This is a genomic window from Shewanella sairae, from assembly GCF_023283535.1.
Taxonomy (GTDB): Bacteria; Pseudomonadota; Gammaproteobacteria; order Enterobacterales; family Shewanellaceae; genus Shewanella; species Shewanella sairae.
This window is the reverse complement of record NZ_JAKILT010000006.1, coordinates 107,356-133,092: the sequence shown is the minus strand read 5'-3', so window position 1 is coordinate 133,092 and position 25,737 is coordinate 107,356. Positions and strand designations below refer to the sequence as shown.

General features: G+C 44.1%; 25 protein-coding genes. 10 read left to right on the top strand and 15 right to left on the bottom strand.

Annotated elements, in window-relative coordinates; all coding sequences use genetic code 11:
• Nucleotides 1-548: 548 nt before the first annotated feature.
• The 3 genes from L2748_RS04145 to L2748_RS04135 form a co-directional block, all read right to left on the bottom strand.
• Complete coding sequence (locus L2748_RS04145) at nucleotides 549-1,283, bottom strand: RNA pseudouridine synthase (protein WP_220781657.1); 735 nt, start codon at nucleotides 1,281-1,283, stop codon at nucleotides 549-551.
• 9 nt (nucleotides 1,284-1,292) lie between these two features.
• The gene (locus tag L2748_RS04140) at nucleotides 1,293-2,012 is read right to left on the bottom strand and encodes a hypothetical protein (RefSeq protein WP_220781658.1); all 720 of its coding nucleotides are present in this window, start codon (nucleotides 2,010-2,012) and stop codon (nucleotides 1,293-1,295) included.
• Nucleotides 2,013-2,113: 101 nt separating this feature from the next.
• Nucleotides 2,114-3,466 (bottom strand): Na+/H+ antiporter NhaC family protein, encoded by a 1,353-nt coding sequence (locus L2748_RS04135; RefSeq protein WP_220781659.1) that lies wholly within the window; start codon nucleotides 3,464-3,466, stop codon nucleotides 2,114-2,116.
• Nucleotides 3,467-3,892: 426 nt separating this feature from the next.
• Between L2748_RS04135 and L2748_RS04130 the strand changes: the two genes are divergently transcribed.
• The 3 genes from L2748_RS04130 (at nucleotide 3,893) to L2748_RS04120 (ending at nucleotide 7,281) form a co-directional block, all read left to right on the top strand.
• Nucleotides 3,893-4,417, top strand: a complete 525-nt coding sequence (locus L2748_RS04130; protein WP_220781660.1) for a DUF3087 domain-containing protein — start codon at nucleotides 3,893-3,895, stop codon at nucleotides 4,415-4,417.
• 129 nt (nucleotides 4,418-4,546) lie between these two features.
• On the top strand, nucleotides 4,547-5,827 hold the full coding sequence (locus L2748_RS04125) for an O-acetylhomoserine aminocarboxypropyltransferase/cysteine synthase family protein (RefSeq protein WP_220781661.1): 1,281 nt from the start codon (nucleotides 4,547-4,549) through the stop codon (nucleotides 5,825-5,827).
• A gap of 287 nt (nucleotides 5,828-6,114) precedes the next feature.
• Nucleotides 6,115-7,281, top strand: coding sequence for a porin (locus tag L2748_RS04120; protein ID WP_220781662.1), 1,167 nt, complete (start codon nucleotides 6,115-6,117; stop codon nucleotides 7,279-7,281).
• Nucleotides 7,282-7,424: 143 nt separating this feature from the next.
• Here L2748_RS04120 and L2748_RS04115 read toward each other — a convergent pair whose 3' ends face one another.
• The 3 genes from L2748_RS04115 to L2748_RS04105 all read right to left on the bottom strand — a co-directional run bounded on the left by L2748_RS04115 (nucleotide 7,425) and on the right by L2748_RS04105 (nucleotide 10,381).
• Entirely contained in the window at nucleotides 7,425-8,138 is a 714-nt protein-coding gene (locus L2748_RS04115; RefSeq protein ID WP_220781663.1) for an oxidative stress defense protein, read from the bottom strand.
• Nucleotides 8,139-8,295: 157 nt separating this feature from the next.
• Nucleotides 8,296-8,937: a 5,6-dimethylbenzimidazole synthase gene (bluB, locus tag L2748_RS04110; RefSeq protein ID WP_220781664.1), complete on the bottom strand. Its 642-nt coding sequence runs from the start codon at nucleotides 8,935-8,937 to the stop codon at nucleotides 8,296-8,298.
• A 127-nt stretch (nucleotides 8,938-9,064) separates the two neighbouring features.
• A complete protein-coding gene (locus tag L2748_RS04105) occupies nucleotides 9,065-10,381 on the bottom strand; it encodes an anaerobic C4-dicarboxylate transporter (RefSeq protein WP_220781665.1) in 1,317 nt (438 codons plus the stop codon).
• A 549-nt stretch (nucleotides 10,382-10,930) separates the two neighbouring features.
• Here L2748_RS04105 and L2748_RS04100 point away from each other — a divergent pair.
• From L2748_RS04100 to L2748_RS04070, 7 genes are all read left to right on the top strand, one after another.
• Nucleotides 10,931-12,418, top strand: a complete 1,488-nt coding sequence (locus L2748_RS04100; protein WP_220781666.1) for a SulP family inorganic anion transporter — start codon at nucleotides 10,931-10,933, stop codon at nucleotides 12,416-12,418.
• Between the two features lie 13 nt (nucleotides 12,419-12,431).
• The gene (locus L2748_RS04095) at nucleotides 12,432-13,277 is read left to right on the top strand and encodes a universal stress protein (RefSeq protein WP_220781667.1); all 846 of its coding nucleotides are present in this window, start codon (nucleotides 12,432-12,434) and stop codon (nucleotides 13,275-13,277) included.
• A 181-nt stretch (nucleotides 13,278-13,458) separates the two neighbouring features.
• A complete protein-coding gene (gene mpl / locus L2748_RS04090; protein WP_220781668.1) occupies nucleotides 13,459-14,844 on the top strand; it encodes a UDP-N-acetylmuramate:L-alanyl-gamma-D-glutamyl-meso-diaminopimelate ligase in 1,386 nt (461 codons plus the stop codon).
• A gap of 6 nt (nucleotides 14,845-14,850) precedes the next feature.
• Nucleotides 14,851-15,504, top strand: a complete 654-nt coding sequence (locus tag L2748_RS04085) for a flavin prenyltransferase UbiX (protein WP_220781669.1) — start codon at nucleotides 14,851-14,853, stop codon at nucleotides 15,502-15,504.
• 7 nt (nucleotides 15,505-15,511) lie between these two features.
• Nucleotides 15,512-16,045, top strand: coding sequence for a hypoxanthine phosphoribosyltransferase (gene hpt / locus L2748_RS04080; protein ID WP_220781670.1), 534 nt, complete (start codon nucleotides 15,512-15,514; stop codon nucleotides 16,043-16,045).
• Nucleotides 16,046-16,170: 125 nt separating this feature from the next.
• Nucleotides 16,171-17,115, top strand: a complete 945-nt coding sequence (locus L2748_RS04075; RefSeq protein ID WP_220781671.1) for an ABC transporter ATP-binding protein — start codon at nucleotides 16,171-16,173, stop codon at nucleotides 17,113-17,115.
• A 2-nt stretch (nucleotides 17,116-17,117) separates the two neighbouring features.
• The gene (locus L2748_RS04070; RefSeq protein WP_220781690.1) at nucleotides 17,118-17,888 is read left to right on the top strand and encodes an ABC transporter permease; all 771 of its coding nucleotides are present in this window, start codon (nucleotides 17,118-17,120) and stop codon (nucleotides 17,886-17,888) included.
• Between the two features lie 91 nt (nucleotides 17,889-17,979).
• On the opposite strand, the gene L2748_RS04065 is transcribed toward L2748_RS04070, so the two are convergent.
• The 9 genes from L2748_RS04065 to sfsA all read right to left on the bottom strand — a co-directional run bounded on the left by L2748_RS04065 (nucleotide 17,980) and on the right by sfsA (nucleotide 25,341).
• Nucleotides 17,980-18,318: a DUF4144 family protein gene (locus L2748_RS04065; RefSeq protein ID WP_220781672.1), complete on the bottom strand. Its 339-nt coding sequence runs from the start codon at nucleotides 18,316-18,318 to the stop codon at nucleotides 17,980-17,982.
• Between the two features lie 89 nt (nucleotides 18,319-18,407).
• On the bottom strand, nucleotides 18,408-18,917 hold the full coding sequence (locus L2748_RS04060; RefSeq protein ID WP_220781673.1) for a DUF4124 domain-containing protein: 510 nt from the start codon (nucleotides 18,915-18,917) through the stop codon (nucleotides 18,408-18,410).
• Between the two features lie 354 nt (nucleotides 18,918-19,271).
• A complete protein-coding gene (panC, locus tag L2748_RS04055; protein WP_220781674.1) occupies nucleotides 19,272-20,123 on the bottom strand; it encodes a pantoate--beta-alanine ligase in 852 nt (283 codons plus the stop codon).
• A gap of 61 nt (nucleotides 20,124-20,184) precedes the next feature.
• On the bottom strand, nucleotides 20,185-20,979 hold the full coding sequence (gene panB / locus L2748_RS04050; RefSeq protein WP_220781675.1) for a 3-methyl-2-oxobutanoate hydroxymethyltransferase: 795 nt from the start codon (nucleotides 20,977-20,979) through the stop codon (nucleotides 20,185-20,187).
• Nucleotides 20,980-21,119: 140 nt separating this feature from the next.
• Nucleotides 21,120-21,611: a 2-amino-4-hydroxy-6-hydroxymethyldihydropteridine diphosphokinase gene (gene folK, locus L2748_RS04045; protein WP_220781676.1), complete on the bottom strand. Its 492-nt coding sequence runs from the start codon at nucleotides 21,609-21,611 to the stop codon at nucleotides 21,120-21,122.
• Nucleotides 21,611-22,915: a polynucleotide adenylyltransferase PcnB gene (gene pcnB / locus L2748_RS04040; RefSeq protein ID WP_220781677.1), complete on the bottom strand. Its 1,305-nt coding sequence runs from the start codon at nucleotides 22,913-22,915 to the stop codon at nucleotides 21,611-21,613. Before pcnB ends, folK begins: the two co-directional genes overlap by 1 nt.
• Before the next feature lie 180 nt (nucleotides 22,916-23,095).
• Nucleotides 23,096-23,974, bottom strand: a complete 879-nt coding sequence (gene gluQRS, locus L2748_RS04035; protein ID WP_220781678.1) for a tRNA glutamyl-Q(34) synthetase GluQRS — start codon at nucleotides 23,972-23,974, stop codon at nucleotides 23,096-23,098.
• A 59-nt stretch (nucleotides 23,975-24,033) separates the two neighbouring features.
• Nucleotides 24,034-24,477, bottom strand: coding sequence for an RNA polymerase-binding protein DksA (dksA, locus tag L2748_RS04030; protein WP_220781679.1), 444 nt, complete (start codon nucleotides 24,475-24,477; stop codon nucleotides 24,034-24,036).
• Between the two features lie 159 nt (nucleotides 24,478-24,636).
• Nucleotides 24,637-25,341: a DNA/RNA nuclease SfsA gene (gene sfsA / locus L2748_RS04025; protein ID WP_220781680.1), complete on the bottom strand. Its 705-nt coding sequence runs from the start codon at nucleotides 25,339-25,341 to the stop codon at nucleotides 24,637-24,639.
• Nucleotides 25,342-25,737 lie beyond the last annotated feature (396 nt).

Genomic DNA, 25,737 nt, shown 5'->3' with positions numbered 1-25,737 from the left:
GCTAGGCGTTACCGTAAATCCACTTACCTTACTTTCCCTAATGAAACTCATCACTTTAAGAGCTTTGACTCTAACTGATTTCTGTCCAAAAGTGAGTTGGAATTGTCTTTAGTTATCACATCAAAAGCTAGATGATCTTGTAGGCTAACAGAAAACACCTATTCCCCATCGAAGTTGCCGAAGTACGTTGAAGAAATAGTCGTGATGCCCACATGGATGTGGGCATAGCTTTCGCGGGACAGGATGTCCCATCGGAAGCGTTAGACTATTTCAAATAAGTATGAGGCTCGTATCTAATGCATGTAACTTCGTCGGGGCGTCATGGTGGATGAAAGGGCGAAGTCCATCACTATGGGCTCTCTGAGCGAGAGCCACGGACGGCGAACTGGCTTTTGAAAAAGGATGTTCTTGATAAGGACGAGCAGTCCTCCTTGCCCGGGTGTGGGATGGAATCCCACGACGTTAGTTGTTAGACGAAGTCTAACTTAGAAGTCAGGCGTAGCCTGATTGCTTTTAGCTGAATTTGTTAAACCTAGTTTAACTGAACCTCAAGCGTCAGCTTCTGTACAAGCAACAGAAGCTAGCAATTCCGTTAGCTCAACGGAACTCAAAGATCGCATAGAGCCTTCTGGCAAATCCCCTAACTGTAAACTCTGAATCGACACTCGTTTAAGATCGATAACCTTAAACCCCAAAGCCTGCGACATGCGCCTGATCTGGCGGTTCAAACCTTGAGTTAAGGTGATCTGATACTTATCAGAATCCAAACGGCTCATCACACAAGGTAAAGTGGTGACGTCTTTATAACTTACCCCTGCGGTCATGCTGGCAAGAAAAGCATCCTCAAACGGGCGGTCTACTTGCACATGGTAAGTTTTAGCATGACCAAAATCAGGGTGCATTAGCTTATGGGTTAACTCACCATCATTAGTTAATATCAATAAACCACGACTGTCTTTATCGAGACGGCCTATGGGGTAAAGCCTTGGGGATTCAGGCAATAAGTGTAACAAACTATTAGGTAAGTCAGCTAATAAGCGGCTGTCGGTACCAACGGCTTTGTTAAATAGCCAGTAGGCTTTGGCTTCGACGGCGGCAATTAGCTCGTCGTTAACATAGATGGTTTCAGCGCATTGCTGGCCATGTTCTGTGTCTATTAGGGTAACGCTATCCACATGATTAGCGGTGCGATCGTCTATACGCACTAGGCCGTCTCTAATTAGACGAGTGGCGGCGCGACGCGAGCAACAACCGGTTAAGGCGAGGTATTTTGCGAGTCTCATTAAATGGGCTTAGTCTTCAGCTAAATATTGCTGGGTAAGTTCTTGGTAATTTTTAATTGCCATTTGGCGTATGCTCCAAGCGTGGGCAAGGCACCATATCATAACAATATTGGTCTGAGCCCATAAGGTAATGGCTACCCAGCAGTAATGGGGTTGATTATGCTTTTCACAAGGTTCGAAATCTAAGGTGTGCCAGTTTAACTGAAAGATAAGTGCTGAGGCAGCAATAAAGCCAAGCACACTGGTTATAAACACTGGCCAACTGCAACTGGAATTATGGTTAAACTTATCTGTAATACATAGAAAGTACATGGCAACGGTTCCCACTAAAAAGCAGGTCGACACTAGACGGTGAGTTTCTAAGTAGTTAATGGGAAATATCCCCATTAAAATCACGCAAAAACCAACCCAGCAACCTATGCAAGATAGGTAAGATAGGTAAGTGCTAAAGTAGCCGAGCCGCAATAGAAACAGGCTTATCATGGATAATAAAATGCACAGGCCTGCGACCATCAAAGACATATTATAAATAAAGGCGTAGCGCGTATAAGTGTAATCTCCCAAGAAATCGGCTCGCTGATTGATAACGCCTAAGCCGATATTTTGGTATTCAAACCAAACAGATAAAGATACGCCAATTGCTGCGATTAATGCCCCTAGGAAAATAAGACCCACAACTAAACGGTGATGGTCATACTGCATTGATTGATTCTGAAATGTATCTTCCATGAGTATCCTTACTTGGGCATAAACAAAAAAGGAGCACATCTTGATGTACTCCTTTTATGGCGCGAATGTGTTGTTAAAACCACATAACTAAACTTGCCTGATTAATGGCGTTTACGCAAGATAACGATGGCTACAGCCACAACAGCTAAGATCATACAGTACCAAGCATGAGCCACTACCGTTAATGGCGATAGGCTGAAGGTTGAAGCAACTAATAGTGCTTGTGCGCCGTATGGAATGAGACCTTGAATGATACAAGAGAAAATATCCAAAATACTGGCTGCGCGCTTAGGTGTTACGCCGTGCTTTTGAGCTAGATCTTTAGCAATATCACCTGTAACCACAATCGATACTGTGTTGTTAGCAACACAAGTGTTAGTGGTAGCAACAATGGCTGCCATGCCTAGTTCTGATGCGCGGCATGATGCTTCGCCTTTGGCTTTAGAGAAGCGACTGATTAGCTTTTCAATTTGCTGGCTAACAAATGCTAGACCACCTTGTTGCTGCATTAACGCGGCTAAACCACCGACTAACATAGACAGAATGAAGATTTCTTGCATGCTACCAAAGCCTGCATAGATGTCTTTACCAAATTGGATCACGCCGTAATCCATGGTTGCTATGCCAGTAATACCGGCAAGTAGAATACCTATGGTCAACACCACAAATACGTTAAGACCGGCAACCGCTAAGAATAAAATGGTTAGGTAAGGAATGACTTTAACAAAATCAATTTCCTGTGCTGCTACATCAGCCTGGCCTTGGCCTGCTAAAGTGAAAATCACTAAGGTAATAATTGAAGCTGGGATAGCAAAAATTAGGTTTTCTCTGAACTTGTCTTTCATCTCACAGCCCTGAGTACGGGTGGCTGCAATAGTGGTGTCAGAGATAATTGATAGGTTGTCACCAAATAGTGCACCTGAAATAACCGCACCCGCCATAATGGCTAAGTCTATTTGCGCTTCGTTAGCAACGCCTAGTGCAATAGGGGCTACTGCTGCAATAGTGCCCATAGAGGTACCCATTGCGGTTGCGATAAACGCAGCAATCACAAAGAAGCCTGGTAGCAATAAGCTTGATGGCACTAAAGACAAACCAAGGGCGACAGTGGCATCAACACCACCAGTGGCTTTAGCAACCGCGGCAAATGCACCTGCCAACAAATAAATCATACACATAGCGATGATATTTGAGTGGCCGATACCGTTTAAGAAGGTCTCTATTGACTGGTTAAGCTTTTGCTTTGAAATCAAAATAGCAAAGATAATGGCGGGTAAAATTGCCACTACGCTTGGTAATTGATAAAACGCAAAGTCTACGCCTTGGCTTTGAAAATAAACGCCGGCACCAATAAATAGCGCTAGAAATAGAAATAGTGGCGTTAGGGCTAAAAATGATGGAGCCGTTGTCGCGGCAGCTTTTTGGGCTTCAGGGGCATTACTGGAAGTCGTCAATGTTATCTCTCTTATCTTCAATCAGTCTTTGAACCATTGTTCCCATTGCCCTCCTAGCTGGAACAAACTACTTATTAGCTAGCGCTAAATCATAGAATGGTACATCTCAATAGGTGAGAGGATATGAGATCGAAAGACGTCTGTCAATTTAGACGTCTAGATGTTTTTACTGCTAATCCTGTGTTTGCCAAAAATTGTGAACTCGGTTGTCTTAGCAGGCTCTATTTAAGGCTTGGCTTAAGTTGCCAAGTTTGTTGGCTAATTACAAACTCATTTACTCGGTCGATAGCCTGTTTAGTGAAATTTCATCTCGGGTTTATCGATAAATGGTAAGCTTGGGTTAATCGGTGTTTTTAGCCGAGAGATTCGTCATAACAATTTTAAAAACGACTCCGATACATGCTGAAAGGATAGAAGAGAACGAACATGCAATTGATGGATATTGATAAAGCAACCTATAGGCAAAATACCAATCGAGTGATTATGAGCTTTGTCGCCAGTTTAGCTATCTTGGCGTTGGCATTTGGTGCGCTATTAATTCATTTCTTTGGCGCTCCAGCGGCTGCAAACGGCGAGTCTACCGGTAACTTTCACCTTAATGTGATGGGCGTTTTTCTGGCATTAGCAGTGTGCAGCGCCGTGTTAAATAGCCAAAAGAAGAAACCTTTCTTTCAAGAGGTTTACTATGTGTGGCGCTTAAAGCAGCTGCATAACCAGATTTATCGTAAGTTGGCTAAAATAAAACAAGCCGCCGACAATAATGAGCCGAATGCGTTTATTATTTTGAGCTTTTATTTTGTCAGTTTAAAGCAAGTATACACCTTGGATGACAACACGTTAACCTTGTCCACGGTCGAGCAAGATCTCAATCAATTAAACGATAAAATTACTTCGCTTGGATTAACCATTACCCCTGAGCAATTCGACCCGAAAATGCTTGAACAGGTATAAAGTGGCGGGCTTGGTGCCATCGCTGATTTCGGTGATGGTGCTTTAATCTGGTTAAATAAATAGATTTAGACTTCTAGATGGCTAAGTGCTATGTTGATATTTCATTCAATTGGAATAGGACATGACGCGATGAAACTTGAATCTTTAGCGCTGCACCACGGATATGAATCGGAAGCGACCACTAAGGCAGCTGCAGTGCCTATCTATCAAACCACGTCTTATACCTTTGATGATACACAGCATGGTGCCGACCTTTTTGACTTAAAAGTGCCTGGCAATATTTATACCCGCATTATGAACCCCACCACAGATGTGCTTGAGCAACGTCTTGCCGCCATTGAAGGTGGAATAGGTGCGCTTGCTTTAGCCTCGGGAATGGCAGCTATTACCTATGCTATTCAGGCGCTGACCCAAGTGGGAGACAATATCGTCAGTACCAGTCAGTTATATGGTGGGACCTATAACCTGTTTGCCCATACCTTGCCGCGCCAAGGGGTTGATGTACGTATGGCGGCTTATGATGATTTTGAGCAGCTTGACGCGCTAATCGACGACAAAACTAAAGCGTTATTTTGCGAATCGATTGGTAACCCTGCTGGCAATATTGTCGACCTACAACGCTTAGCGGAAATTGCCCATAAACACGGCGTGCCCTTAATCGTTGATAATACCGTGGCAACGCCTGTGTTATGTAAGCCATTTGAGCATGGTGCGGATATAGTTATCCATTCATTGACCAAATACATAGGTGGTCACGGCACCACTATCGGTGGAGTGATTATTGATAGCGGTAAGTTTGACTGGGCTGCCCAGCCAAAGCGCTTTGCTTTACTCAATGAGCCTGATCCGTCATATCACGGCGTGGTTTACACTCAAGCATTTGGTCCCGCGGCGTTTATTGGGCGTTGTCGAGTCGTACCGCTGCGCAATACAGGGGCTGCGCTTGCACCACAAAGCGCCTTTTTACTGCTGCAGGGTTTAGAAACTCTAGCATTAAGGATGGAACGACATTGCGATAATGCCTTGGCTTTAGCGCAGTTTTTATCATCTCACCCTAAGGTCGCTTGGGTGAATTACGCCGCATTAGCTGACAGCCCGTTTCAAGATAATTGTCACAAGATTACCCAAGGTAAGGCGTCTGGCATTATTAGCTTTGGCATAAAGGCCGCTGATGGTAAGCAAGCTGGCGGCAAGTTTATTGATGCACTGCAGATGATTTTAAGACTGGTGAATATTGGTGACGCCAAGTCGTTAGCTTGCCACCCAGCCTCAACCACCCATAGGCAACTCGATGCTGCAGAGTTGGCTAAGGCGGGGGTGTCTGAAGATTTGGTGCGTATTTCAGTGGGCATCGAACATATCGACGACATTATTGCCGATGTTGCTCAAGCACTAGATAAAGCCTGTTAAACGCCAACCCAATCTGTCTGCGACCAAGTCTCTTTTATATAATTAGACTTGGTCGTTTTGCGTTAACGCCTTTATTCTTCTGGTGAGTTTGTGAGTTTCTCTTCGCCGAAAATCCTTTATAGCCGCTAGCCTCACCTTGTATTAAGTCATTTATTTGCTATGTTTTTGTTTAGTGAACCCTTTAGTCGTAAAAGTCACTGAGCCAGTAGTTTGCCTAAGTCGATTAAGTCGATTAAGCAAAATCAGTAAAACGGAATGATGAATTGATACCCAAGGTTGGAGATCCCATGAAACAAGCGCTAGCACTATGTCCGGTGGCGGCTTTGGCCTTTGCGCCAACCTGCTTTGCCGTTGAAGTCTATAAAGACGATAAGAATGTTTTTGATATTGGTGGCTATGTTGATGCCCGTGTTATCGACACCCAAGGGGTGACGGAAGTGGTCAACGGTAGTTCGCGGATTAACTTTGCTTTTACCCGTAATATGTCCAATGACTGGAAAACCTACGTTAAGCTGGAATGGGGGGTTAATCCGTTTGGTAACAGCACCATTTCTTACAGTAGTGAAAGTAATTTTGAAACTAAAAGTGGTGACTTTCTAAATAATCGTCTCGGTTATGTTGGTCTTAGTCATGACGATTACGGTTCTGTATCGATTGGTAAGCAATGGGGTGCTTGGTACGACGTGGTATACAACACCAACTACGGTATGGTCTGGGATGGCAACGCCTCGGGAACCTACACCTATAACAAGTCTGACGGTGCCATTAACGGTGTTGGGCGTGGTGATAAAATCATTCAATATCGTAACAGTTTTGGTGATTTTAGTCTGGCGGTGCAGATGCAGCTGAAAAACAGTGTGTCTGATATCCCAGATGATGGTTCAACCAATCCGAATCGTCTGCTTATGACTGAATACGATAATACTTATGGTGTGGGCTTAACCTATAACGTCACCTCGATGTTAACTTTAACTGCGGGTGGTAATATCGGTGAGCCAGAAGGCAGAACGGCAAGTGGTCGAGTGATCTCTGAAACTGATTATATTTACGGTGTTGGCGCGAGCTGGGGCGGCTGGGATCAATATGGTTTTTACGCCGCTGCTAACGTTAATGCTAACGAATATCACGATACCGATAATTTAGGCCGCTTCTTACAAGATGCAGTCGGGTTTGAGTCTTTAGTGTCTTACTACTTTGATAACAACGTTAAGGTCTTGGCTTCATACAATATTCTAGAGGCTGGCGACCAATATGAAAGAGTCCACCCGGGTGATGTGTTTAAGCGCCAATTTGCTTTTGCTGGTGTGCATTATTACTGGGACAATAGCGTGGTGATGTACCTAGAAGCCCGTAAGGACTTTAGTGACTTTTCAAGCCGCGACCCAGATAAAGAGGCTGCGCAGCAGCTTACCGAAGATGACGGTGTCGCCATTGGTATCCGCTATATTTTATAGTGAATGCTTGGTTTAGCGTACTGCTAATGCATAGTGCGCTATCAATAAATACAAAGGCTTACCTTTAGCGGGTAAGCCTTTGTTGTTTTTAGAGTGCGAGTATCTGTAGATTAGTCTTGCAAACGGACGCCCTCTGCAAATTGCTAATCTTTTAAACGATAAGTGACTTCAACTCTATCTTGGATCATCACCTGGCCTTGCTGGTAACTTTGACCAGCATCGAAGCTTTTGGCTTCTGAATTCATTCTTAACATCACTGGCTGAATTGGGCGTTGCTCAAAGTAGCTAATCTGCCATACGCCATCGATTTCTTCGCCAAAGCCTGCGGCTAAGGTTTTGGCTTTTTGTTGAGCATCTTTAATTGCCGCCATTCTTGCTTGCTCGACATACTCAGCTTCTTTACTCGACTTAAGCGCAATGTTATTGATGCGGTTAATGCCTTGCTCAAGTGCTGAGTCTAGGATGTCATTGAGCTTAGCGAGATCTATTACCGTTACCTTGATGCGGCGGTTGGCGTTGTAGCCAATAAGCTGGTTAGGCTTGTTTTTTTCATAATGGTATTGCGGCTGCAAGTTGATATTGGCGCTTTGAATAAGGGCTTTATCAATGCCGGCTTTTTCAAGACGAGCTAGAAAACTGGCAACAGCTTTATCTGATTCACGCTTTGCTTCTTGTGCTGTTTTAGCTTTAATCACCACTTCAACATTCACTTCGGCCATATCGGCTTTAACCGCTATTTCACTGGTGCCTATGGTATTAAGATGAGGAAAGTCCACGTCAGCAGCATGGGCGCTTGCTATCATGCTGCTAGAAGCGATAAGGGTAGAAACGACTGCGGCAATAATTGATGATTTCATAATGGCTCCAAAAATAGTAACTGATTCAAGTATGAATGACTTGTCTTGTTATCTATAAACGTAGCCGTTTTGAAAAAGGGTTTTATTTTTTTGATTCTTTTTTAAGATTATTTTTGTTTATGCTTGAAAGCGTACTGATTAACACTGTTTTAGGGCGTTAAAAGCTGTCTTTAAATATCACATCATTCTTGGTTTTTTGCTGTTCCCAGCCAGCCGTTTTGAGCTCTGGCTCATCAAGAAACTCATCCACATAACCAATGCATAGATAGCCAATTAGTTCGCTTTGCTCTGGGGCATTTAGGATTTGTTTTACTGCATTAGGGTCAATAATACTGACCCAACCTACACCGATATTTAGTGAGCGAGCCATTAACCATAGGTTTTGAATGGCACATACCACACTGAAACGCCCCATATCAGGCATACTGGTTTGCCCAAGCACTGGAGTCGATTGTGGCTGATAAAATACCGCAAGGTTAACCGGCGCCTCTAAAATGCCTTCAAGCTTAAGCTTGCTGTACTGAGCATTTTTATCGCCAGTAAATTGCGCTTGCCCGGCAATATTGGCCCGTAAAAACGATTGCTGCACTTGTTGTTTTACTTTATCTGAGCGGATCACCACAAACTGCCAGGGTTGTGAGTAACCAACCGATGGTGCGTGCAGTGCGGCCTCAAGCAGTTTATCTAAAACACTGTCATCAACTGGGGTTGGTAAAAAGTGATTGCCGCGTACATCACGCCGTAGGCGCATAATATCGCTAAGTAGTCGGCTGTCATCAGCTGTGAATTGGTGGCTCATGTTGGTCTCGATAAAGGCTGTTTATTGTGAAAAGGGGACATTAAAACAACAATGAAAATGTCATAAAAAAGCGCCGTTGATACTCAGTACCAAGCAGCGCTTTTAGCATAGCTTTTGTTCTAGCTAGCTAATTAATCATCATTGATATCGCGTAACCCACAACCGTAGCTGTGACCACGCCGATAAAACCTGGCACGATAAAGCTATGGTTAACTATGTATTTACCAATATGGGTGGTGCCAGTTCTGTCAAAGCTGATCGCAGCTAGGTCGCTTGGGTAGAACGGGAAGAAGAAGTAGGCATAACAAGCTGGTAGTACGCCGATAAGCACTGGCGCTGGAATACCTAGCGAAAAGCCCAACGGCAGCATAATGGTTAAAGTGGCCGCTTGGCTCTTTAAAAATACCGAGGCGGTAAACATGGCGATGGCAAAAGACCAAGGGTGCGCATGCACGATATCGCTCACTGATTCGATTAAATAAGACTTGTGATGACCAATAATGGTGTCACTTAACCATGCAATACCAAAGATAATAATCACTGCAGTCATACCGGCAATAAACACATTGCTGTGGACGATTTTCTTCGGATCAATCTTGGTTGCCAGTAGGATAATCGCGCCAACCGATAGCATCATAAACTGAATCGCTACCGACATCTTCACGCCTTCTGGTAGTAGTTGGTCGCCAAACATTGCCAGCGCAATCACCGACAAAATACCCAGTAAGAAGATGCTTAAACCTTTCTTGGCAGTGCTGTTATTCTTAGCGCTATCGCTGCTGTCTGACTCAGTATCAATCAGGCTATTTCTAAAATCTTCATCTTGTAAGCGCGCTTGAAACTCAGGGTCTTTATCGAGATCTTTACCGCGATTAAGGCTCCAGGCTGAGGCAACAAGTACACCTATTAGAGTCGATGGAATGGTGACGAGCAGCACATCAATAAGACTAATATCAAGGTTGTTTTCCATAGAGCTGGCAATCACTACGGCTGCTGCCGCTGCAATTGGGCTGGCGGTAATCCCCATTTGCGATGCAACGGTAGCAATGGCAAGTGGGCGCTCAGGACGGATGCCTTTTTTGTAAGCAACATCGTAAATTACCGGCAATAGCGGGTAAACCGAATGGCCAGTACCGACTAAAACCGTTAATGAGTAAGTACACAGTGGGCCGAGAAATACGATTTGGTTAGGGTGTTTACGCAGTAATTTTTCAGCGTAACGGACCAGTAATTTTAGGCCGCCAGTGGCTTCAAGGGTCGCTGACGCCGCAACCACAGCCAGAATAATCAACATCACGTTGATAGGCGGATTACCTGGCGCAATACCAAACACAAAAGCAAGAATCGATACGCCCAAGCCGCCGAGTAGGCCAAAGGCCACACCACCGTAGCGGATCCCCACAAAAATAACAGTTAACAGCAACAGCATATGGACGAAGAACATTGGGGGTTCCTTTATAGTTCAGGCGAAATAAAGAGTCGTGGTGTAGCAGTGATTGTCAGCAATAGCCTTGTTATACCGTATGTCATTAATTGCTTAAATAGCGAGGAAGCAGCAAGGTGATGGGGCGCATTGATTTGATCAACTTTTTGCTAAAACTGTGAACTGGAATGATTCTGAAATAATGGCAACTTTTTACAGATAAAAGTACTAGTTAGTGATTTACACTTAATGAAAAGCTATTTTGTAGTGGTATATGTTGCTTGGCGTGACCTTGGTTGTTTTATGGACTGGGTTTTCTGTGTACAATGGCGCTACCTAATCTTTAGCTAAGAGGATATTACTCACTGTGTTAATGACGCCACCCTAACGTTTTGCCCCCCTTATAGCTTTCATTGCTAACTTAAGTATCACACTTAATCCTTTGCGTACGTCAATTCGTTGTCGAATTCTTACGACTGTTTTCTGCGCCAAATTTTATCAAAAAAGCACGCTTAATACGCCAGCCTAATCTCTGGTGCGTACTGCCGTGCGAAAAAACTGAGATGTTCAATGTTTAAAAATTTCAAAAACGATTGGTTGTCTAATATTCGTGGCGATCTGCTTGCGGGCTTGGTTGTTGCGTTAGCTCTGATCCCTGAGGCAATCGCATTTTCTATTATTGCTGGAGTTGACCCTAAAGTGGGGTTGTACGCTTCGTTTTGTATTTCTGTCGTCATTGCGTTTACAGGAGCTCGTCCCGGTATGATCTCTGCTGCAACAGGGGCGATGGCCTTATTAATGGTGACATTGGTAAAAGAGCACGGTTTAGAATACTTGCTTGCAGCCACAGTCTTAACCGGTGTGCTGCAAGTACTAGCGGGATACCTTAAGCTGGGTAACTTAATGCGTTTTGTATCGCGTTCAGTGGTAACAGGTTTTGTTAACGCGCTGGCAATATTGATTTTTATGGCGCAGTTGCCTGAGCTTACCGATGTAACTTGGCATGTCTATGCTATGACCGCTGCTGGTCTCGCCATTATCTACCTTTTCCCGCTTATCCCTTTTGTCGGTAAACTGATCCCTTCACCATTAATTTGCATATTAGTGCTTACTATTGTGGCGGTGATATTTAACCTTGATGTGCGTACGGTTGGCGACATGGGGGAACTGCCAGACACCCTACCTATCTTCCTTTGGCCAGACGTACCTATAAATATCGCAACTCTATTTATCGTATTGCCATATTCTGCTGCACTGGCGATTGTCGGCTTGTTGGAGTCGATGATGACAGCAACTATTGTCGACGACCTAACTGATACAAAAAGTGATAAAAACCACGAGTGTAAAGGTCAGGGCTTAGCGAATATCTCTAGTGGTTTACTTGGCGGCATGGCTGGCTGCGCCATGATTGGTCAGTCGATGATTAATATCAAATCCGGGGGACGAGGCCGGTTATCAAGTTTTGCCGCTGGTATATATCTGCTGGTTATGGTGGTGTTTCTAGGGCCTTGGTTACAACAGATCCCAATGGCAGCGCTAGTGGCTGTAATGATTATGGTGGCCATTGGCACCTTCTCTTGGCGCTCGATTACCGATATGAAGCAACACCCATTGTCGACCAATATCGTAATGTTAGCCACGGTGGTGGTGGTTGTACTGACACATAACCTTGCTCTTGGTGTGTTTGTTGGTGTGTTACTGGCATCACTATTTTTTGCGAATAAGATTAGCCGCATGATGGTCGTTAAACAACTTGATGTTGTAACGGGGACCAGTGAATACCGTGTCATTGGTCAAGTATTCTTCGCCTCCGCAGACAAGTTTATACAGTCTTTTAATTTCAAAGAGGTATCAGAGTCGGTCACTATCAACCTTTATGATGCGCACTTTTGGGATGTCACAGCTGTGTCAGCGTTAGATAAAGTGGTGATTAAGTTTCGCCGTGAAGGCACTAATGTGAGTTTAATTGGTATGAATCAAGCCACACAGACTATTGTTGATAAGTTTGGTGTACATGATAAACCTGAAGAAGTCGAAAAATTACTGGCTGGACACTAAGAGGATGAGAAGAATGAATAATATCGTTGCGTGTATTGATGGTTCAAAATTGACCTTAGCGACCTGTGAAGCCAGTGCTTGGGCAGCTCAAAAAATTCAGCAACCGTTAACCTTGCTGCATGTACTTGAAAAAACAACTCGGCCTGTGGTGAGTGAACTGTCGGGCCAAATTGGCTTAGGTAGCCAAGAAGAGCTGCTTAATGAGTTAGTTGAGCTGGATGAGCTGCGTAGTAAAGTCGCCTTAAAACATGGCAAGCAGTTGTTAGCAGATGCTAAAGAACTCGCCTTGGTTAGAGGGGTTGATGAGGTGGCCCAATTACAGCGTCATGGCAACTTTATTGAGACCTTAGCAGATTTTGACGCTGACTTGAGCTTATTGGTGATGGGGAAATCAGGTGAAGAGCATAGTGCCAGCAGTACGATTGGCTCGCAGCTAGAAAGCGTAGTTCGCTCGATTAAGTCAGATATCTTCGTGGTCAGTGAATACTTTAATCCGCCAAATGCCTACATGATCGCTTTTGATGCGAGTGACGCCAGCGAATTGCTAATTGAAAAAGTCATCAAATCTCCTCTGCTGGCCAGCTTGGAGTGTCATTTAGTGATGGTCAGTAATCATGGTGATAAAAGCTTAGCTTTTGAGGGCGCGGCAGAGCGACTGAAACAAGCAGGTCTATTTATCACTCAGAGCGTGTTAACTGGCGCTGTCGATGAAGCATTATTAAGTTATCAACAGCAACAGCAGCTCGATATGATAGTGATGGGAGCCTACAGCCATACTAGATTGCGGCAGTATTTTGTGGGGAGCAACACAACTCAAGTGCTAGCCAAAAGTATAGTTCCTTTATTGATCATGCGTTAACTACACGCCTTGATGATGTTATTAGCCATGTGCCAAAGGGGGCATGGCTAAGTTATTCAAGCAAGCAATATCAGGTTCAGGCTTGGTAATTTTAAGTGAGTATTTAAAGAAGAGTTAACTGACAAAGCTGGTCGCAATTGGGTAGAATGAGGCAGATTTTTTATTCACTAGAGTGGCTGGCATGCACGTACATATATTAGGGATTTGTGGCACCTTTATGGGTGGCTTAGCATTATTGGCTAGAGCGGAAGGGCACAAAGTCACCGGCAGCGATGCCAATGTTTATCCGCCAATGAGTACGCAACTCGAAGAGCAGGGTATCGAGCTTATTCAAGGCTTCGATCCGTCACAATTAGGCATCAATGAAGATGATGCGCCAGATTTAGTGGTGATTGGTAATGCCATGAGTCGCGGTAACCCTTGTGTTGAAGCGGTATTGAATCGTGGAATTAAATACACTTCAGGGCCACAATTTTTAGCCGAGCACATTTTGCCACAGCGCTGGGTACTGGCTGTATCGGGCACTCACGGCAAAACCTCAACCTCAAGTATGCTTGCATGGATTTTAGAAGACTGTGGCTATGAGCCTGGCTTTTTGATTGGCGGTGTACCACAGAACTTTGGCGTATCTGCACGCCTAGGGGGCTCACCTTTCTTTGTGGTTGAAGCGGACGAATACGACAGTGCATTTTTCGATAAGCGTTCTAAGTTCGTCCATTATCAGCCGCGCACATTAGTGATTAACAACTTAGAATTTGATCACGCTGATATCTTTGATGATTTAAAAGCGATCCAACGTCAGTTTAACCACGTAATACGTACCGTACCCGGTGAAGGCAAGATCATTTGGCCTGCGGATGCGAGCAGTGTTCAGCAAGTGATTGATATGGGCTGCTGGAGCGAACAAGAGACCTATCACCTAGCGGCAAATAAGCAAGGTTGGTATGCGGTGAACTTGGCGGAAGATGGTCATAAGTTTGAGGTCTTCTTCGATGGAGAGTCTCAAGGTACTTTAGACTGGCAATTAATTGGCCAACACAATATTGAAAATGCAGTAATGGCGATTGCCGCTGCGCGCCATGTAGGGGTTAAACCTGAAGCGGCAATTAATGCGCTAACTCAGTTTGCACCACCAAAGCGCCGTATGGAGTTACTGGACACTGTAAATGGTATTGAAGTGTATGACGATTTTGCCCATCACCCTACGGCGATTACAACTTCGTTAAGCGGCATGCGTGCTCGGGTTGGGAAGAGCAAAATTACCGTGATTTTAGAGCCTCGTTCTAACACGATGAAAAGCGGCGTGCACAAAGATACCTTAGCCAACTCTTTGAGTTTGGCGACTAACGCCTTTTTATATCAAGCGGGTAATATCGATTGGGATATCAGCGAAGCGATGGCATCGGCATCAGTTCCGGTTGAAGTCTTATATGATATCGATGAGATTGTGGCTAAGGTCGCAGCTCAAGCTGAGCCGGGAGAGACTATTATTGTAATGAGTAATGGTGGTTTTGGTGGATTACACCAAAAGCTGCTCGCTGAGCTTCGTATTAACATAGGTAAATAATAGGCCATGAGCGTTAAATATCGTAAAGCAGAAAAGTCGATAAGCTTAGCTTGGACCGGTGCGTCTGGTGCGCCGTACGGCTTGAGATTGCTAGAGATTTTATTGAAAAGTGATTATCAGGTATTTCTGATGATCTCATCGGCTGCTCGCGTGGTGTTAGCCACTGAGCAGGGCCTACAACTGAGCGCTAATAGCGACAAGGCTAAACAGCAATTACTCGCCCAATTTGGTGAGGTTGCTGGTGAGCTTATCGTTTTAGGCAAAGAAGAGTGGTTTTCACCACCTGCGTCGGGCTCCGCTGCACCGAAGCAAATGGTGATTTGTCCGTGCAGTACCGGCACTTTAGCTGCGGTTGCCACGGGTATGAGTAATAATTTGTTAGAAAGAGCGGCAGATGTCGTAATAAAAGAACGCGGCCAATTAATCTTGGTTCCGCGAGAAACTCCTTTTAGCGCCATACACTTAGAGCATATGTTGTCACTTTCTAAGCTAGGTGCGACCATTATGCCGGCGGCACCAGGCTTTTATCATAATCCCAAATCGGTTGAAGATCTGGTAGACTTCATGGTCGCTCGAATTCTTGACCATCTGGGCGTTAACCATGCACTAACGAATCGCTGGGGTTATGACAAGCATAACGTAAGCGATTTCGACAACTGAGAGTTATATGAAACACACCACTGAAGTGATGATCACTGCTGAAGAGATCGATCAAAAATTGGATATTTTGGCTGAGCAGATTAATGCACATTATGCCGATAGCGACCGCCTACTAATGGTAGGTCTGTTAAAAGGTTCTGTTGTTTTTATGGCAGATCTTTGCAGACGTATTAAAGGTCACGTTGAGATCGATTTTATGTCGGTTTCAAGCTATGGCAATGCAATGAGCAGCAGCCGCGATGTAAAAATCCTTAAAGACGTACAGTCTGATATTCAGGGGCGTGATGTACTGATCGTTGAAGATCTCATTGATTCAGGCAATACCTTGTACAAAGTTCGCGATATGTTGTTGCTACGTGAGCCAAAAAGTTTGGCGCTTTGTACTTTACTGGATAAGCCTGAACGTCGTGAAGTTGACGTACCTGTGGACTTTATTGGCTTCACTATCCCTGACGAGTTTATCGTAGGTTATGGTATCGACTATGCGGAGCAGTATCGTAACCTGCCTTACATCGCTAAAGTTGTGCCGTTAGAAGACTAAGCAAAAGTTAAGTTATGGCGCCATACCAAGGGTCAAGTTACCCTAGTTGCATGGTACCTAACCTAATACAATGACTCCCGCTATTGCGGGAGTTTTTATATATTTTCAAATGGATTGGAATAACCATGGCAAATTCACAAGCGGCCCTCGTTATTGACTCTTTAAAAAAAACCTATAAAGGCGGAGTTGAAGCGGTAAAAGGCATTAGCTTAACGGTTAATAAAGGTGATTTTTTTGCACTTTTAGGCCCAAATGGCGCAGGTAAATCAACCACCATTGGGGTGATTAGCTCGCTAGTGCAAAAAACCTCAGGCAAAGTATCGGTGTTCGAACATGATATCGACTCAGAGTTAGAGCTGGCTAAGCTGTGTATTGGTTTGGTGCCGCAAGAGTTTAATTTCAATCAGTTTGAAACTGTGCAGCAAATCGTCATCAATCAAGCCGGTTACTATGGCGTGAAGCGCGATATAGCGCTTGCTAGAGCTGAAAAGTATCTAAGCCAGCTGGACTTGTGGGAAAAACGTAACAGCCCTGCACGTGAGCTTTCAGGTGGTATGAAGCGCCGCTTGATGATTGCTCGCGCATTGATGCATGAGCCAAAGCTGCTGATTTTGGATGAACCAACCGCGGGGGTGGATATTGAGCTGCGCCGCTCGATGTGGACCTTCCTGACGGATCTTAATCAGCAGGGGGTGACGATTATTCTCACCACTCACTATTTAGAAGAAGCTGAAATGCTTTGCCGTAATATCGGTATTATCGACAAAGGTGTGCTGGTGGAATGTACCAGTATGAAGTCATTACTGAGTCGATTAAATATTGAGACTTTTGTGCTGGATCTAAAAGATGATTTAGCGGTAGTCCCTGTGCTTAAAGGCGTTGAGTGTCGCTTAACTGATGGCCATACATTGGAAGTCGACGTTGCTAAAGAGCAAGGGTTAAATAGTGTATTTGTGCAGCTTAATGAGCAAGGTATTCAAGTCTTGTCTATGCGTAATAAAGCCAACCGTCTTGAAGAGCTGTTTGTGGAGTTAGTCGAGAAGGGCAAAAATAGCGGAGATGTGAAATGAACATGAAAGCGCTGTATTTCACAGCTTTTAAAAGTATTCTAACCAAAGAGATCAACCGTTTTACCCGTATTTGGGTGCAAACCTTGGTGCCGCCAGCGATTAGTATGACTTTATATTTTTTGATTTTTGGTAACTTGGTTGGCAAGCGTATTGGCGATATGGGCGGCGTGTCTTATATGGAGTTTATTGCGCCAGGTCTTATCATGATGGCGGTGATTACTAGCTCCTATTCGAATGTGGTGTCGTCATTCTTCAGTGCTAAATTTCAACGTAACCTTGAAGAGCTGATTGTGGCGCCTGTGCCACATTACGTGATTATTGCCGGTTACGTGGGCGGTGGTGTTGCTCGCGGCCTATGTGTGGGCACGATTGTGACACTCGTGGCGATGTTCTTTGTCGATATTAGTGTTGAGCATCTTGGCCTGGTGGCAGTCACGGTTTTGCTGACGGCAATTCTGTTCTCCTTGGGAGGCTTAATTAACGCGGTATTTGCTAAGAGTTACGATGACATCAGTATCGTGCCAACGTTTGTGTTAACGCCGCTGACTTATCTAGGCGGGGTATTTTACTCTTTATCGTTACTACCAGAGTTTTGGCAAGGCGTGTCGGCGCTAAACCCTATTGTGTATATGATTAACGTATTCCGTTATGGCTTCTTAGGTTATGCAGACATGAGCGTTCCCTTGTCTATCGGGGTGATGGTCGGCTTCTGCGCAGCGCTTTGGGCTGTCGCTTACTACCTTATCTCTCGCGGTATTGGCTTAAGAAGCTAGAGATAACCAATAGCGACGATAAAGCTAAAAAAGCCAACAGTTTACTGTTGGCTTTTTTGTTTGCGCGATTAGTTAGTCTTTAAGTTGATGCTTAGTTATGTTCGATAAATTCTAGCATGCTAAATAGTTGGCTAATATCGGTTGCCATTAACTTGCTGGTACAGCAGTGGCCGGCTTGGCTGGCGTGTAGGCGTACCCAATCGACGAGCGTAGGCAATAACAATTGCGGCGCAGATAAAACAAAGCTTACTGATGTGTTATCGCTAGAGAGCTCATAGCTACAACCTAGGGTGTCGATAACCACGATTTGCTCAAGATCGCCCAGTACAGGCAGTTGCTCTAGTAACTCTTCTAAGTCGCAGACATACAAGAGCTCATCTTGCTGCAACTGCTTAATAAATACAGGCCATTGAGGGGATTTGTTAGGCAACAGTTAAGCTCCGTTGGTATTTATTTACTCATGTAGCAATATACAATTCGCTCAATAGAGTGGCAATACCAGCAAGGATAAGCAGAGGATTAATGAGCCGTAGCAGTTTCTTTCTCAATAAGTTGCTTACGGTCAATAAGCAGGTTGATTGCCCCCGCATTCACACTCACCAGTTGATCGAAGTGTTGGTTCATTTCATTTATAGATGTTAAGTATTCGGGATCTGTCGTTTTTTTCTTTTGCCAATAACGACTACGCTCAAGCTTTTGTAATTCGCTGGCTCTAAGGATTTCATAATAGCTGTTTTCTTGGCGTAGACGGTAAACTTCACTATCAAGTAGTTGTAATAAGCGTTCTTTAGATATGGTTTTTTTATCGAGCAAGGCCTGCAGCGGATCTTGGGTTTTGATCTTTTTATCTGAATCAGTTTCAGTGGTGATCCCTAATTGATACTCAATTCTATGCTGCCTAAATTCTTTCGGACAAGTTTGCTGACTAAAGACAATCTTATTATCTTTAGTGCACTTGAAAATACTACTTTTAGCTTGAGCAGAATTTACCAACAATAGGCAAATTATTGTGAAAATAACTTTCGCCATCCGGCTAACTATCCTTATTGACCTTAGTGCTGAGTTTTATATGCATGATAAATAGTATTGTAAATAGAGTAAACACACTCACTTTAGCAACAATAGGTATCAATATTTAACAATGTTTTTATACTATGGCTTAAGTTAATCGATAACTCCAGTTTTTTGACGCTAAATAACAGCATGGTTTATCGAGTCTGATTCAATAGATTATGTGGAATAATTGCATTTATTGAATTTAGAGTTCAATTTTTGACGGGTGTAAACTGATAGACATAAATGTTTAACGAGCGGTTCTTTTGGCATAAAAAAAGCTACCGATTTACTGAGTAGCTTTTTAGTTATATTAGACAGGAATCAAACTTATCTAGTGAGCTTTACCACTAAATTATCGATTAGTCGGGTTGTGCCCATATAGGCGGCGACTAAAATCACCAGCTCGGTATCTTCCGAGTTGGCTATAGCAAAGTTATTAGTGTTGCGAATATCAAGATAATCATGTTTAAAGCCTGCATCAGCTAGCTCTATTTGTGCCTGGCTAATGACTGCATCTAAGGCTAAACCTGATTGTAGCGAAGTCGCCATCTTATCTAAACTACGTTTAATCTGTGATGCTTGGGCTTTTTGCTCTGCTGTTAGGTAACCATTGCGTGAGCTCATAGCGAGGCCAGAGTCTTCACGTATTGTTTCTACACCAAGGATCTCGATTGGCATCGATAAATCGGCAACCATAGTACGAATGACTAATAACTGCTGGAAGTCTTTTTGACCAAATACAGCAATGTCTGGTTGCACTATGTTAAATAACTTACACACAACCGTTGCCACACCTCTGAAATGACCAGGGCGACTGGCGCCACAAAGCTCATTTGAGATACTTGGTACTTCAACAAAAGTCTGCGCGTCCATACCTTTTGGATAAATAATTTCTGGCGTTGGGGTAAACAATAGCTCTGCACCAGCATTAACAAGTGCAGCTTGGTCATTGGCCAAAGTTCTTGGGTAAGCGTCAAGATCTTCATTTTGACCAAATTGCATCGGGTTTACAAAGATAGAGGCAACTACGTGGTCAGCACGCTGCTTTGCTTCTTTTACTAAGGTGATATGACCTAAGTGTAAATTACCCATAGTAGGTACAAAGGCAACGGTTTCACCTTTAAGGCGCCATGCTTTTACTTGGGCGCGGATATCTGCAATTGATTGAGTCGTGATCATGGTTTTGCTGCTCAAGGAACGGAAAAATAGCGCTCTCAGTCAACAGACAGAGAGCTACAAACTAATTAAATGTGTGTTCGTCGCCTGGGAAAATACCTTGCGCAACTTCGTCGATATAGGCACGAACGGCGGCGCGGATTTCGCCTGTTTGCTTAAGGTAGTTTTTAGAAAAACGCGGGATATAACCACTAGAGATCCCAAGGACATCGTGCATCACTAAGATCTGACCATCAGTGTCTTTACCCGCACCAATACCGATAACAGGAATACTGAGCGCTTCAGTAATCGCTTTAGCAAGTGGTGCAGGAATACATTCAACCACTAATAGTTGTGCGCCAGCAGCTTCAAGGGCAATGGCTTCATCTAGGATGCGCTGGGCGTTATCAGCGTCGCGACCTTGTACTTTAAAACCACCAAATACGTGTACAGATTGCGGTGTTAAACCTAGGTGAGCACAAACAGGAATGCCGCGCTCGGTTAGCATAGAAACACTTTCTAGTAGCCACTTACCGCCTTCGACTTTAACCATATTCGCGCCGGCTTGCATAAGCGTCGTCGCGTTTATCATGGTTTGCTCTGGCGTGGCGTAGCTCATAAACGGCATATCGGCGATAAGTAAGGCCCGTTCAATACCGCGACGCACACAGCGCGTGTGGTAAGCTATATCGTCTACAGTTACCGGTAAGGTATCGCTATGACCTTGCAGCACCATGCCCATTGAATCACCCACCAAGAGTACTTCAACACCTTCGCTGTCGAATGCGCCAGCAAAGCTTGCATCATATGCTGTTAATGCCGTGAATTTTTTACCTTCTTGCTTAAAGGTACGTAGTGTAGAACTTGTAATTTTGGACATATTGGTAATTTTAAAACTCAATTTGTGAAGTTGTTATAGGTCAACAAAGATTTGACTTCAATGAACTTGATGTTGAATTTTTTCAAAGCTTATGTGCGCCATACTAGCAGAAAAAGCACTTAAAGCAGAATGCGACTTAGCTAGCCTGTTGGCGCTTGTGCTAAGACGAGTTCAGCCCTTAACGCAGTACTAATAAGGCTATGTAATTCAGTCCCATCAGGTAGCACTAACTCTGGAGCAATATCATTGAGCGGCACCAGGACAAAACTACGCTGACGCATACCATAATGAGGTACAACTAAGCGTGGACTGTCGATACAGCGGTCGTCATAAAGGAGGATGTCGAGATCTAAGGTTCTTGGACCCCAGCGCAGCTCACGTACACGCCCTTGTTGATTTTCTATTGCTTGTAATGCATCTAATAAATCAATTGGGCTGAGAGTGGTACTAAAACCTGCGACGGCATTAACATAGTCTGGTTGCTCAACATCGCCCATTGGAGCTGAACGATAATAGGGAGAGACTGAAAATGTATTTGCTTCAGCCAAGCTCAATAACACTTCACAAGCGTTATTGAGTTGGTCGATTGGCTCGGCTAGATTGGCACCGAGTGCGATATAGACTTGAGCCATTATTCTGCAGATTTAGGCGCCGGTTTTGCGCTAGGCTTACGGCGGCGACGTTGATTAGAGTTACGGTTGCGACCACCTTTATTGGCTGAACGTGCAATGACGTTACGCTGATCTTCGCTGCCTTCTACAAAGCTTTTCCACCAAGCAGCGCTTTTAGCGACTAAGCCGCCTTCAGCATGACCACGTAGTAATAATAAATCGTACGCAGCTCTAAACTTTGGATGCTCAATAAATCTAAAGGCCTTAGTGCCCTTATTACGGTCAAATCTAAGCTGTAATTGCCAGATATCTTTAGTGACGGTGCTAAAGCGACGTGGAATGCTAATGGTACGGCATTGCTGCTCCATCACATCACCCATAGCGGCATTGTAAGCATCGTAAGAAGAAAGGCCGCTTTCTAATGCGATATCATCAGCTCGTTGGCTTAATGGATACCAAAGCAGTGCTGCATAGAAAAATGCAGGCGTTACCGGCTTATCTTGCGCAACGCGCTCATCGGTATTGGCCATCATTTCTTGCATTAATTTAGACGTTTCGCCGTTTGGATATTCTTTTAGTAGTGTTTCAACTAACGGGAATAATGGCTCAAATAGACCAAACTCACGCATCATCTCGTAGTTTTTTAGTGCTTTACCGGCAAAAAACAGCTTTAAGACTTCTTCATACATGCGCGCTGCCGGAATATCTTTCAGCAAACGTGCTAAACCTTTAATAGGTTCAGCAGCTTTAGCTTCAATCGTCATATCGAGTTTAGTGGCAAAACGTACTGCACGTAACATACGCACAGGATCTTCGCGGTAACGCGTTTGCGGATCACCAATTAAACGAATAGTACGATTTTCTAAATCTTGTAATCCACCGCCATAGCTGTGGATAGAGAAATCACTAATGTCGTAATACAGCGCATTGATAGTAAAATCGCGGCGTTCAGCATCTTCATCAATGCTGCCGTATACGTTATCGCGTAGTAAGCGACCTGATTCATTGGTTTTAGAGATCTTTTCACCGCTATCAACATGATGGCCACGTAGTGTAGCGACTTCAATGACGTCGCGTCCAAACACAATATGTGCAAGACGGAATCTACGACCGACTAAGCGACAGTTACGAAACAGTCGTTTGATTTCCTCAGGGGTGGCATTGGTAACAACGTCGAAATCTTTCGGTTGCAGGCCCAATAAAATATCGCGTACACCACCGCCAACCAAGTAAGCTTTAAAGCCTGACTTGTGTAGTCTATAGAGTACTTTGATCGCATTGTCGCTGATCTGTCTACGTGAGATAGCGTGCGCATTTCTAGGCACGACTTCTAAACTAAGACCTGTCTGCGTTTGTTCTTCAGCTTTTGGAGTATCTTCAAACAGCTGTTTACAGAATTGACTAATACGGCGAAAAATGGGACACCTCTGATTTGGATCTTAATTTGGGTAAAAACAAGTGGGCTATGATAACCCAATTAAAGCTCAATGAGTATACGATTGAACTCAAGTATCAAGCAGTATTTCTGATTGCTTAGGCACCTTAGCTAAATCAAATTGCTTTATGGCCTGTTCAATCATTTTAGAGACTTGTATTTCTGGTGTTACAGCAGCTTGGCCTAAAAAGGCTAAAGCGGCATTAATACTGGCTTGTGGCTGTAAATTATCAATTGCTGGAGCATGGTTTTGCTTTGATAGTTTTCTGCCTTTTTCAGCACAAGCTAAGGGCAAATGTAGCCAGTTTGGTGATGGCGCTTGCAAAATTTGGTACAGACTTTGTTGTCGACACGTTGGCTCAAGCAGATCGCAGCCTCTAACCACTTCAGTGATCTGTTGATGTATATCGTCCAGTACCACTGCGAGCTGATAGGCATATAAGCCATCACTACGCTTAATTATAAAATCTTCAGCTGCAAAGGTTTTATCAACATTAACCTGACCCATATGCAGGTCGTTAAATGTGTCGATTGCAAATGGATTACGTACCCTAATCGCGCCGCTTGTTAGGCTTGAAGTTAGCTGGCCGCAGCGACCATCATAACTACCGCCCATAGCTTGTATTTGCTTGCGCGTACACTGGCAATAGTAGGCTTGATCACTTAACAATAGCTGTTCAATTTTTGCTTGGTATACCTCAAGGCGTTGGCTTTGGTAGAGCACACAGTCATCCCACTCTAAGCCATAAGCTTCAAGGGTGTTAAGGATAGCGCTGCTAGCACCTGCTATTTCGCGTGGAGGATCGATATCTTCGATACGTACCAACCACTTACCACCTTGTGAGCGGGCACGCAAAAAACTGCCTAGGGCAGCAATTAATGAACCAAAATGAAGCGGGCCAGACGGAGAGGGCGCAAAGCGACCTATATAGGGAGTCGTATTAAGCATTTATCGTAATCGTAAAACAAAAGAGCGGAGCTAAAAGCTCCGCACTTTATAAGCAGAAATTAACCTGCCATTTGTTTTTCTTTGATCTCTGCAAGCGTCTTACAATCGATACACTGATCGGCTGTTGGACGTGCTTCTAATCGACGAATACCGATTTCGATACCGCAAGATTCACAGAAGCCAAAATCGTCTTCTTCAATCTTTTGCATCGTCTTTTCGATCTTCTTAATAAGCTTACGCTCTCTATCACGAGCACGTAACTCTAAGCTGAACTCTTCTTCTTGAGCAGCGCGGTCGACAGGATCTGGGAAATTAGCCGCTTCATCTTGCATGTGATTAAGAGTGCGATCAACTTCTTCGCGCAATTGGTTACGCCATGCTTCAAGAATCGTCTTAAAGTGACCCAATTGAGCCTCGTTCATGTACTCCTCACCTGGTTTTTCCTGGTAAGGATCTACACCTGCGATAGCGAGCACGCCAAGTTTTCTAGTGCCTTCAGGCATAACGCATCTCCTGTTAATCATTTGCGTTGTTGGGCGTCTTTAAATAACGGCCGCTATCTATACCAGAAAGCTTTTAACTAGGCAAATAATTTGTGTTTATTGGGGGCTATTCTTTGACTATGTCCGCTATTCAGAACAATTTCAACCGTATCTACTGAATTAAAGCTCAACCGGACAGGATTTAACCAAACTGGCCCCTAGAGGCGATAACTCCGCACTATAGGCGATAATTTCGACACCTTTATGATGTGCCTCAACCAGTAATTTAGCGTAATCAGCATCAATATGCGCCGCTGCTTTTACACTCTTTATGCCCGAATGCTGAACAACAAATAACAATACGCCACGTTGCCCTTGCTCGATCATCTCCATCAGTTCTCGAAGGTGTTTTTGCCCTCGTGTGGTAACGGCGTCGGGGAAATAGCCTTGCCCCTCATCTAATAACGTACAACTTTTGACTTCGATATAACAGCGAGGTTTGTCTTTATCCTCGAGCAAGATATCAATACGGCTGTTTTCGCTGCCGTACTTCACCTCTCGGCGCAGTGATTGATAGCCTTGCAGTTCTGCAATGACGCCATTGTTGATAGCTTCCTCGGCCAAGGCGTTAGCGCGGCCGGTATTGATGCCTATCATGTGACCGTCAGCGCTCAGTGCTAGCTCCCAGGTGCGGCTGTATTTTCGCTTTGGGTTATCTGACACTGAAAACCAGACTTTTTCACCCACAAATAAACAGTTTTTCATCGAGCCTGTATTAGGGCAATGAATCGTGACCTCTTCGCCACTGTCTAAACTAATGTCAGTTAAAAAGCGCTTATAGCGTTTAATTAATATGCCACTTTCGAATGCGGGGGAAAATTCCATTATAGAGTCTGGTCGTTAGTCATTTGCTATCTAGGTTAACAGAAATAAATTGCTATAGGGGGATGGAGGGAAAACGCCGTTTAATACAAAAGTTGTATGACTTATATATAGTGGTGCACTTTTGTTTTAAGCAAGCGCACTTAGTCGTGAGCAGTGGCTTGTGAGTAAAATGTCGTTTTAGCGTTATAAAATAGCCATTCAGTTATTCCCATAACCTTTAGATATGCTTGTCGATACAGTAGACTGCTTGCACTAAAAATAGGCTTGTTGTTGATGACGAGGCTTTTTGGCCTTATACCAATCAGTATAAACATTTAGTCACTCAGCGAGAGTTTAGCGGTTTTGAGGCAAGGCAACGAGTAAAGGGCATAGTTGTTCTACGTTCGAGCTCGTTAA